Source organism: Maribacter sp. Hel_I_7, assembly GCF_000688315.1.
Classification (GTDB): domain Bacteria; phylum Bacteroidota; class Bacteroidia; order Flavobacteriales; family Flavobacteriaceae; genus Maribacter; species Maribacter stanieri.
This window is the reverse complement of record NZ_JHZW01000003.1, coordinates 101,058-113,022: the sequence shown is the minus strand read 5'-3', so window position 1 is coordinate 113,022 and position 11,965 is coordinate 101,058. Positions and strand designations below refer to the sequence as shown.

The following is an 11,965-nucleotide window of genomic DNA, read 5'->3' as shown; positions in this document are numbered from 1 at the left end:
ATGAAAAAGAAATTAATTTATTCAACTATACTCACATGCATGATGCTAGGTGCATGTAGTGATGACTTTACCGAAATTGCTCCAACAGGAGCTCTTTCAGATGAAGCATTACAAAATGCCACTGGTGTTGACTTAAAATTAACCGCTGCTTATTCTGTATTGGATGGAGAACGTATTAACCGTCAAGGTGAAGCTGTTTCTGCAGGTGGTGATAACTGGTGGACCGATGTAATTGCAGATGATGCACATAGAGGTAGTACCGATAGTGATAATACTGAACTGTTTCAATTAGAAACTTTAGATTGGCAAACAGGTAATAGCTGGTTTTTAGGTAGATGGAGTGCTCTTTTTGGGGGTGTAAACAGATGTAATGCTGTTCTTGAATTAATCAGTCAGATTCCTGATGGAGATTTTTCACAACAAAGAGGTGAAGCACTTTTCTTAAGAGGTTATTATAATTTTGAACTTCAGAAATTTTATGGAAACGTTCCATTTATTTCAGTTGAAAATTTAACCAATAAAGAATTTAATCAACCAAATCCAGGTCCTATTTGGGCTCAGATTGAAGCTGATTTCCAAGAAGCAATGAGCTTATTAAGTTCTGATGTTGTAAACGGTAGAGCTAACTCATGGATTGCTGAGGCGTTTCTTGGTAAAGCTTACTTATATCAAGAAAAATGGGATGATGCATTTACATTGTTAAACAATGTAGCTTCTGAAGGTCCATATTCTTTGAACCCAGAATTTGTTAATAATTTCAACTTTGCTGGAGAAAACAGTTCTGAATCTATGTTCGCTATTCAGTTTGTATCAGATGACGGTCGTTCTTTCAATGGTAACGGTGCCGGTACATTAAACTTTCCTGGCGGTGGACCATTAGGTACTTGTTGTGGTTTCTACCAACCAACACAAGATTTGGTAAACATTTACCAAACAGATGGTACTGGACTTCCTTTATTGAATAACTACTATGACACAGATGTTACCAGTGATTATGGCTTGGCTTCATTTGAAGAAGATGGTGAAACACCAACAGATTTTACTCCTTTTGAAGGTCCTTTAGATCCACGATTAGATTATACGGTTTCTAGAAGAGGAATAGATTATAACGGATTTGGTCTTAACCCAGGTAAAGAATGGATTAGAGCTGGTTTTACAGATATATCTGGACCATACCTTCCTAAGAAGAATATTTATCAAGCTGATGAAGTAGATGCCAACCGTGGTACGGGTGGTTGGGGATCAGACTGGTCTGGTATCAATTACAACGTAATGCGTTTTGCAGATGTTCTCTTAATGGCTGCAGAAGCTGCTGTTGAAAAATCTACTCCAGATTTACCATTAGCTTTAAGTTATGTAAACCAAGTTAGAGAAAGAGCAAAAAGTATGTCTTATGTTCAAAACGAAGCTGGAGATGCTGCTGCCGCTAACTATCAAATAGAGCCTTATGGCACTTTTGCTACTCAAGAATTCGCACGTGACGCTGTTCGTTTTGAGCGTCGTTTAGAATTTGGTATGGAAGGTCATAGACTTTTTGACTTAAGAAGATGGGGTATAGCTCAAGAAACTATCAATGCTTATATAGCAAGAGAGGCTGAAGATATTTCTCAGTCTAACTACGGTCGTTTTGGAACTTATACTGAAAAATTTGATTTATTCCCTATTCCAATCAACGCGATTGATCAAAGTGGTGGAGTTTTAACTCAAAATCCTGGATATTAATTAAAAAAAATGTTCAATTATTCTTAGTACAAAGAAAGAGGCTGTTTCAACAAACAGCCTCTTTTTTATTATCTTTAAGCCTATCAAAATCAACAAAACAAATCACTTTTTATTTGTCTATAATTTATAGTCCAATAAAGTATTTAACTACCACTCTTCCCTATCAGCATGAAAAATATTTTATCACTTTCGTTACTCGTTTTAATAACACTCTCTTCTTGCAACAAAACAGATTCTAAACTATTTTCTAAAGTTGATTCTGACGACTCAGGCATAACTTTCAATAACAAAATAGTAGAGACAGATAGTTTTAATATTCTTACAAGTGAATATATATTTAATGGTGGCGGTGTTGCCATTGGTGATTTTAACAATGATGATAAACCAGATTTGTTTTTTACAGGAAATCAAGTCAGTAATAAACTTTATCTAAATAAAGGTGATCTAAAATTTGACGATGTAACAGAAAAAAGTGGAACGTCCGCAAAAAGTAAATGGAAAACCGGTGTAGCTGTAGTAGATATAAATAATGATGGCTTTTTAGATATCTATATATGTGCAGCCATGTATCCATCGGAGCAAGACAAAGCTAATATGCTCTTTGTAAACCAAGGACTAGACGAAAACGGAGTTCCTGTTTTTAAAGAATTAGCTAAAGAATACGGTATCGCAGATACGGGCAATAGTATGAACGCTACTTTCTTTGATTATGATAAAGATGGACTATTAGACCTTTATGTATTAAATAACGTTGACGTACATGTTCTCCCTTCTAATTACAGAAAGAAAATTACAGATGGTACTGCATTAAGTAATGACCGTTTATATCACAACAACGGAGACAACACATTTACAGATGTAACCATTGAAGCAGGCATAACCATAGAAGGTTATGGTTTAGGTATTGCCATATCTGATATTAACAATGATGGTTGGTCAGATATTTATGTGAGTAATGATTACCTCACCAATGACATCTTATATATTAATAACCAAGACGGAACTTTTAACAATAATATTGATGATTTAATAAAGCATCAAAGTAAATTTTCTATGGGTAATGATATTTCCGATTTTAACAATGACGGATATTTAGATATCATTACTTTAGATATGTTAGGAGAAACAAATTACAGATTAAAAACTACCATACGAGACACAAAATATAATGACTATGTCATGAACAAAAGGTATGGTTACAGCCACCAATATATGCGTAACATGTTACAAGTTGGCCAAGGACCAAATGTACCATATAGTGAAATAGGTTTATTAGCCGGAGTATCCAGAACAGATTGGAGCTGGTCTCCCCTATTTTTTGATGCAGACAATGATGGTTACAAGGATTTATTCATTACCAACGGATTTCCAAGAGACATTACCGACTTAGATTTTGGAGAGTTTAATTTTAACGTACGTAGATTTTTAAGTCCAAGTCAAATACTTGATTCTATTCCGGTAGTTAAAATTCCAAACTATTCATTTCAGAATACTAAAAAGGGCACTTTCAATGATTCAAGCAATGACTGGGGCTTAGATATACCTTCATTTTCTAATGGTGCAGCGTATTGTGATTTTGATAATGATGGTGATTTAGATTATGTGGTCAACAACATAAATGACGAAGCATTTCTTTTCCAAAACAATACTAATAGTGCAGAGAAGACAAATTCACACTTTTTAAAAGTAAAGCTTAGTGGTTTAAATCATAATAAAAATGGAATTGGCTCTAAAATAGTATTAAGAACAAATGAAGTGGAATTTCAATACCATGAGCAATATCTTACCAGAGGATACATGTCTAGTATAGATGATGTTATTCATTTTGGGTTGAATGATAAAAACCAAGTTGCATCTTTAGAAATAGTATGGCCAGATGGTAAGTATCAAAAAATAGATCAATTAAGTATAGACACAACCATTAACTTAGATTATAATAATGCAAGCGAAATAACTTCAAATACATTAGTTTTTCCCCTAGCGAAAAAGGAGTATTCTCCAATTTTTGAAGAAATATCAAATGATATTGGTATTGCTTATGCTCATGATGAACTGGATATGGTTGATTTTAATGTTCAGCGAATTTTACCTAAAAAGCTAACCCAAAACGGTCCATGTGTTGTAAAGGGTGACATTAATGGTGATGGTTATGAAGATTTTATAATTGGAAGCTCTTCTGGTACCTCTCCGCAACTATTTACACAAGATAAAGCTGGAATTTTTTCTAACACTCCTCTATTTACTGATGTTTATAATAAAACGTTTGAAGAAGAAAGTATGGTTTTATTTGACCTTGACAACGATGGTGATTTAGACCTTTACTTAGTATCTGGAAGTAATGAGTTCATGAAAGGATTAGAATTTTACACTGATCGCCTACTGATCAATGATGGAAAAGGTAACTTTAAATTGAGCAAAGACAAAATGCCAGTTATACAAGCTAGTGGATCTATTGTAACGGCAGGTGATTTCAATAATGATGGATATACAGATTTATTTATTGGAGGTAGAACCCCATTTGCAAAATTTCCAATTGCAGAAAAAAGTTTCTTATTGGTTAATGAAAAAGGAGTTTTAAAAGACGTAACAGACACGTTAGCTCCAGAATTAAGGCATATTGGAATGTTAACGGATGCGGTTTGGCTAGATTTTGATAATGATGACAGGTTAGACTTAATAGTAGTAGGAGAATATATGCCTATTACATTCTTTAAAAATGAAGAGAGTGGGTTTAAAATTGTTAAAGAAACAGGGCTTGATCATTTATTTGGATGGTGGCAAAATATTAAAGCTCATGATTTTGACAATGATGGAGACATAGATTTTATAGTAGGAAATCTAGGAAACAACAATATTTTCCAGCCAAATAAAAACAGACCCGTAGATGTGCTTTATAAGGATTTTGACAAGAATGGAACTGTAGACCCAATAGCTTTTGCATACTTGAAAAAAAACTACTCTGATACCACATATATCTCTGCTCCTGTTAATTTTGGTGGAGACCTATTTGGGCAAAGTCCATTATTTAGATCAAAATTTAATTTATATAAAGATTATGCAAATACAACACAAACGACACTATTTACAGAGGAAGAATTAGACGGAGTTGAAAAACTGACTATCAATTTCGATAAAAGTATATATATCGAAAACCTTGGTGGTGGAAAATTTAATTACAAACTACTTCCAATAGAAGCACAAGTTGCTCCAATCAACGGAATTGCAATATTAGATTATAACGATGACGGCAAAGAAGATATCTTATTAGTTGGTAACGATTTTGGAAATGAAGTTTTTATAGGACGATATGACGCATTCAACGGCCTATTATTAGGAAATGATGGCAAAGGTGATTTTAAAACGATACCTACTCTAGATAGCGGATTTTTAGTACCAGGCGATTCAAAAAGTATAGCTACCGTTAAAAGCAACAAAGAAAATTATCCATACTATGTCGTTACTCAGAATAGAGACTCTGTTCGGGTATTTCAGAAGAACTAAAAGTTGCAATTAAATTAAAGAAATCGGCTAGTATATTTTAAAATATACTAGCCGATTTCTTTTCATCAAAATTTCCTCCTAGCTAAAAAAATTCCGGATCCTATAATTACAAAAGCAAAATATTTTAACACAAATACCTCTAATTGCATATTTTAAGATACCAAAAAAGATGAAAAGTGCAATAGGATACTTACAATACTAACGACAGACAACACCTCCAAATCGATAAGTAACACTTTTCAACACATAAGTGTATTTTTATTAAAAATTTAGCATTTATATTGGTTATTTGATATAATATTAACTAATATTATATCAATATTATGTAATTCTTAACATAAATTAAGAATTAATAATAATTCAACAATTAACTAAACAACCACTTATTATGAATCAAAAATTAGATTTTAAATCAGTGAAATCCAAAGGACGCTCATCATTCCTAAGCAACGGATTTCTACTGATTTTAGCTTGTATTTGCACGCAAGAAATCGTTGCAAATGAGAAATTAACAACTTCCGAGGAAGTTAAACTAACAATTGTTCAAAATACCGTTACAGGAACGGTTTCAGATGAAATGGGTCCCTTGCCAGGGGCTAGTGTACTTGTAAAAGGTACAACTAACGGTACCCAAACCGATTTTGATGGGAATTATACTATTGACGCACCAAGTAATGCGACACTAGTAATTAGCTATATTGGCTTTAAAACCATGGAGGTTGCTATTGACAATCAAACAACTATTAGCGTTACTCTTCAAGAAGATGCCAGTAAGTTAGATGAAGTAGTAGTAACTGGCTACGGCACTCAAGCGAAAAAAGACTTGACCGGTGCAGTAACTGTTGTTGATACGGATGACCTTTTAGCTATTCCGGCAACAACCTTCGCCCAACAACTTCAAGGTAGGGCTGCTGGTGTAAATATTGTTAACGACGCAAGAGCTGGTGGTGAAGCTACCGTGCGTATTAGAGGTTTTGGTACCTAAGGAAACAATGACCCATTATATATTATTGATGGGGTTCCTTCTCAGACACAATCTAACCTAAACCCAAATGATATAGAATCATTACAGGTTTTAAAAGATGCCTCTGCCGCATCTATTTACGGTTCTAGAGCTGCTAATGGGGTAATCATCATTACCACAAAAAAAGGTAAAATGGGCAAACCACAAATTACCTACAATACCTTTTATGGAATACAATCTGCGGCAGAGGATGTTGACGCTTTAAACGCTGCAGATTTGGGTGAATATTTATATTTAGCTGACTTATACGCTGGTGTAACACCTAGTCACGGTCAATATAGCTATGGACCAAATGGAGAAGTAACTATTCCAGATTTTGTTTTTCCAAGTGGAGCAAATGCTGGTGATGATGGTACTGACCCAAGTTTATATTCTTTGACACCAGATAATATCTATGCAATCACAGAATCGGCAGATACAAATTGGTGGGATGCCATAACACGTTCTGCTCCAATAATGAGTCATAATCTTTCTGCCTCAGGTGCTACTGAAAATGCACGATATGCTTTTAGTTTAAACTATTTTGAGCAATCAGAAATTATTAAATTTTCTGATTACAATAGAGTATCTATTAGAGCAAATACAGAATTTAAAGCTCTAAGCCAAAAATTAACTTTAGGTGAAAATTTTACCGCTTCTTTTGAAAACAAAAAAGGCGTTGTAAATAATTTTGATGAACAAGGTCCTGTACAAGGGTCGTATAAACATCATCCTCTATTACCTATTTATGATATTGCCGGTAACTTTGCAGGAAGTAGAGGTGCTAACTTGGGTAACAATTTCAATCCTTTTGCAAGCTTATCTAGAAACCAGGACGATCGTACATATGGATTACGTTTATTAGGGAATGTTTTTGCAAATTATGACATTACACCTAACATTAGTGTTCGTTCTAGTTTTGGTTTAGATAGTAGAGTGGAAAGAAATAGAGATATTGGAAGACCACAACCAGAATATGTAGAAGGTAACTTTATCAATAGTTCTACAGCTCGTGAGCAATATGAATATCAATGGACATGGACCAATACGGTAAGTTATTCTAAAACATTTAATGAAAAGCATAATTTCGCTGCCTATGTTGGGGTTGAATCTATTCAACAATTTGAGGAGCGTTTTGAAGCATCTCGTCAACGTTTCAAATTTGAAACCAATAATATTATAAGTTATTTAGACTTAGGAGATGCAACCACATCAAGTAACCGTGGTTATGTATGGCAAGATTATTCTTTATGGTCACAATTCGGAAAATTAAACTATGATTATGATGGTAAATACCTTGCACAAGTTACATTAAGAAATGACTCTTCATCCAGATTTCAACAAGCAGCAAATAGTGCAGTTTTTCCAGCATTTAGTTTAGGTTGGAGAGCATCTGACGAGAGCTTTATGGATAGCGTTGAATGGATAAATGACTTAAAACTTAGATATGGTTGGGGACAAACAGGTAACCAACAAATTGGAGATTATAATGCCTATACGACCTTCCGTTCAGATATTAATACTGGTGGCTACCCAATAGACGGCAGTACAGGTTCACCAACTATAGGGTTCTCTACTCAAGCCTTCGGTAACCCAAATGCTAAATGGGAAACTACAACTCAAGGTAACTTTGGTATAGATGCCGTTATGTTTGATAACAAGGTGAATTTCAACTTGGACATTTACAGTCGTACAACCTCTGATATGTTGATTGAGGTTCCACCAACATATACTGCAGGTCAAGCAACCGTACCTTCTTTTAACGTTGGTGAATTGGTAAATAAAGGTCTTGATTTAGGATTAGGTTATAGTGATGATAAAGGTGATTTTGGTTATAGTGTAAATGTAAACTGGTCAACTTATGATAATGAAGTAACTGAATTAGGTGGTGAGAACATTCGTATTTTTGGACGAAGTGAAAGAATTCCTGCTTTATCAATAACACAAGAAGGCTTACCAGTTTCTTCCTTTTATGGATTTAAGACTTTAGGTCTTTTCCAATCTCAGGCAGAAGCAGATGCATGGGCTCCTTACGGAGATTACAACGCTCCTGGTAAATTTAAAGTTGAAGATGTAAATAATGATGGAGTAATCAATGATGACGACCGTACGGTAATAGGTACACCTCACCCAGACTTCACTTATGGCATAAACATAAACCTTACTTATAAAAACCTAGCGCTTAATGTGTTCGGTAATGGATCTCAAGGTAATGATGTCTTTAACTATACTCGTTATTTTGCGGATTTCAATACCTTTCAAGGTAATAAATCAGCAAGAGCACTTTATGATGCATGGCAACCAACAAATCCACAATCCGACCCTTCAACTTGGGTAGCGGCTAATCCAAATGCTACTACTCCAATAATGGATAGAAACGATGCTGTTAGTAGTCGTCCTTCATCTTACTTCATTGAAGATGCTTCGTTTTTCCGTTTGAAAAACATACAGCTTACTTATAATTTTGATCAAAATTTATTAGAATCAATTGGCGGTATTGCTAATGCTAATATTTATGTTCAAGGTCAAAATTTGGTAACGTTTACTAAGTACACAGGGCTTAACCCAGAAGTACAATTAAGTAATACTGATGATTCAAGAAGAAATCTAACGTTAGGTTATGATGGTGGTGGTTTACCTGTAGCCCGTACATTTACTTTAGGTTTAAATGTAACTTTAAAATAATTTGAAAATGCTAATTAAATATATCATGAAAAAGAGAAATTGGATTTATATATCCTCATTAATTACAGCACTCCTTTTTGTCGTTGCATGTAGTGATGAGTTTTTAGACAGACAGCCCGAAGGTCAATTTAGTGAGGCAGACGTGGCAACTCCAGATGGTGTTGAAAACTTACTTATAGGTACTTATAACATGGTGCCAGGTGGTGGTCTTGAAGGACAAACATGGCATAATGATATTCATAGTTGGGTATTCAATATAGCTTCTGATGATGCTTTAAAAGGTACAGATGCTGGGGATCAACCAGAACAATCATTCATAGAAGCTTATGACTTTCAGTCATTTAACGTTCACATACGTGATAAGTGGAGAGGTTTATACAAGGGTGTAGCAAATGCTAATATTACATTAACCACACTTGCATCGGTAGAAGAAGGTATATCTGAAGAAAGAAGAGCTCAAATAATTGCTGAAGCTAGATTTTTAAGAGGATTATTTCATTTTGAGGCTAGAAAAATGTGGAGATCACCTGTATATGTTGATGACACAAATTTTCAATTAAATGATCTTGAAAGCACCAAAATACCTAATGACAGAGAAATTTGGCCACTAATTGAAGCTGATTTTGAGGCAGCGGTAGCCACATTACCAACCACACAAAGTGACGTTGGTAGACCAACAAAATGGGCAGCAAAAGCATTTTTAGCAAAAGCAAAAATGTACCAAGGATGGGATGAAGCAGGTAACGCAAACACCACAAAATTGGGTGAAGCAAAGGTTATTCTAGATGATATAATTGACAATGGTTCGTTTATATTAATGGATAAATTTGAAGATAATTTCAAAGTTGGAACACGAAACAATACAGAATCAATTTTTGAAGTACAGTACGCAATTAGTAGTGCTGCAGATGGTGCTTCTAATAGAGGTATTGGGTTAGCTCATCCATACACTGATCCTTGGGGCTGCTGTGGATTCTACCAAGCTTCACAGAACTTAGTTAATGCATACAAAACGGAAAATGGATTACCAATGTTGGATACTTTCAATGATTCTAACGTTCCGTTTGAAACTGATGAAACTACCACGCTATCTACCTATACAGGCACATTAGATCCTAGACTAGATCATTCAGTTGGTAGACCAGGTATATTATACAAAGGTTTCAAAATTTACCAAACTGATTTTGTACGTGATTTAACGTATGCAGGACCTTTCTTTTCAATGAAGCATGTGGCAGAGCCAGAAGCTTTTGGTCAAGGTGGCTGGGGTAATCTTTCTGCCAATAATTATAGAATCATGAGGTTAGATATGATTTATTTATGGTTAGCTGAAGCTGAAGTTGAATTAGGTGACTTAGAAAGAGCTAGAGAATTAGTAAATGAAATACGATCAAGAGCTGCTAACCCTGCTGGTTTTGTACCAAGGGCAACACAAGGCGCAGAACGTAATGACTTTACAATTGTTGAAGGAACTCCTGCCGCTAATTATGAAATAGCAACGTATGACGATGCATGGACAGATCCAGCAGTAGCAAGAAAAGCAGTACGATTTGAAACTCGATTAGAGTTTGCATTAGAAGGACACCGTTTATTTGATCTTCAACGTTGGGGAATCGCTGCAGAAACACTTAATGCTTATATCGCAAGTGAATCTCAATTGAGAAGTTATTTACAAGGTAGATCATTTGTAGAGGGCAAGAATGAGTTTTTCCCTATTCCTATTGAGGCTATTGACAGATCAGCTATTGACGGGCAACCTACATTAACACAAGATCCAGCTTATTAAAGTATAAATAGTATTGTTAATTGTTAGTTGCATAAAGAGTGGTTAAAACAGTTTTAACCACTCTTTATATTTTTATATACTACTAGAATCATTCATAAATACCAATAAGGTGTGTTCTTATATAAACAGGTATCTCATTTATTCCATCTTCTGCTTTTAACTTCATAACTTCAGAAGGCACTAAAGGCATATGACAGCTAATACAATTTTGAGACGCAGTATGTTCTTGCCCCTCAACCTCCTTATTTATAGTATTAACTTCATGGCACGATAAACACCTGGCATTAAACACACTAGCATTACCCCTCTGATTTTCATGAGGATTATGACATGTAATACAGTCCATTTTCGCGGAATTTACAAAGCATGAACTTTCACTCAACAGTCCCATTTGATTTCCATGAACGTCTAGTTTAGTATTTGAATTTACATTTCTATAATTTTTGGAATATAAAGACAAGGTGTCTCCTGCAATGAATGAAAATGGATTTCCTTTTATCTGTTGAGCCTGTAAACCAGAATGACAAACTGCACAAGCATCTAAGCGTTGCTGTCTATTATATTTCTTGAAGTCATCTATAAACTTCCCAACTAAAACATCTGGGTTTTGGCGATGATATTTTACGTGATTCTCTGCAGGACCGTGACAACGTTCACAATCTATACCTAAAATTATTCTTTCTCTATCATAAGATTTACTCTCGCTAGTTTCATCTTTATGCTGAGCAAAGGTTACATGGCATTTTAAACAATTATCATCAACCTTTCTATTCAATGCACTTTCTGGAAAATTAGGACTATTTACCCAAGAGTCCGTGGGTTGAAAATAAGAAGCCTGTAATTGATATAAATCATTCCCTTTCCAATTAAGGTGGCTTTGTCCTTTTACACCTGAGCCAATTACAATATCAATTTTAGACTTTACTACTTTCTTAGTTTTATACTTAACATTTGACAGTTGAAAATAGTCTTCTTCATCTGCAACCATTTTTAATCGAACACTCCCTAAATCCAACTCGTTTGAATCTGGACTAAAATTTCCTTTAATCGAGCCCTCTTTAGGATAAAATGAAGTATTAAAATGAGCAGTTTCTAAATGCGTTTTATAAATATCTGCATGACACTCATAGCAAGTTTGTGACCCTACATAATTAGTACCATTATAATGAGTGGCTACTATTTTGGGCTCAAGGTATTCTGAAATCTCAACAGCATTTTTTACATACCAAAAAAGATAAATCAATAATAACCCAAGAATACTTAATATA

Annotated in this window: 4 protein-coding genes and 1 pseudogene; 4 read left to right on the top strand and 1 reads right to left on the bottom strand. The window is 34.7% G+C overall.

Features of this window, described 5'->3' with window-relative positions; all coding sequences use genetic code 11:
- From P178_RS0112100 to P178_RS0112085, 4 genes and pseudogenes are all read left to right on the top strand, one after another.
- Complete coding sequence (locus P178_RS0112100; RefSeq protein WP_027066460.1) at nt 1–1,722, top strand: RagB/SusD family nutrient uptake outer membrane protein; 1,722 nt, start codon at nt 1–3, stop codon at nt 1,720–1,722.
- Between the two features lie 168 nt (nt 1,723–1,890).
- A complete protein-coding gene (locus tag P178_RS0112095) occupies nt 1,891–5,223 on the top strand; it encodes a VCBS repeat-containing protein (RefSeq protein ID WP_027066459.1) in 3,333 nt (1,110 codons plus the stop codon).
- A 388-nt stretch (nt 5,224–5,611) separates the two neighbouring features.
- Nucleotides 5,612–8,911: pseudogene (locus P178_RS21955) on the top strand (SusC/RagA family TonB-linked outer membrane protein).
- A gap of 25 nt (nt 8,912–8,936) precedes the next feature.
- On the top strand, nt 8,937–10,697 hold the full coding sequence (locus P178_RS0112085) for a RagB/SusD family nutrient uptake outer membrane protein (protein ID WP_027066458.1): 1,761 nt from the start codon (nt 8,937–8,939) through the stop codon (nt 10,695–10,697).
- Between the two features lie 88 nt (nt 10,698–10,785).
- On the opposite strand, the gene P178_RS0112080 is transcribed toward P178_RS0112085, so the two are convergent.
- Complete coding sequence (locus P178_RS0112080; RefSeq protein WP_155941639.1) at nt 10,786–11,940, bottom strand: multiheme c-type cytochrome; 1,155 nt, start codon at nt 11,938–11,940, stop codon at nt 10,786–10,788.
- Nucleotides 11,941–11,965: the final 25 nt, after the last annotated feature.

Excerpts from the sequence above, each read along its gene's own strand:
- P178_RS0112095 (WP_027066459.1), top strand. The coding sequence starts at position 1,891 with ATGAAAAATATTTTATCACTTTCGTTACTCGTTTTAATAACACTCTCT.
- P178_RS0112085 (WP_027066458.1), top strand. The coding sequence starts at position 8,937 with ATGAAAAAGAGAAATTGGATTTATATATCCTCATTAATTACAGCACTC.
- P178_RS0112100 (WP_027066460.1), top strand. The coding sequence starts at position 1 with ATGAAAAAGAAATTAATTTATTCAACTATACTCACATGCATGATGCTA.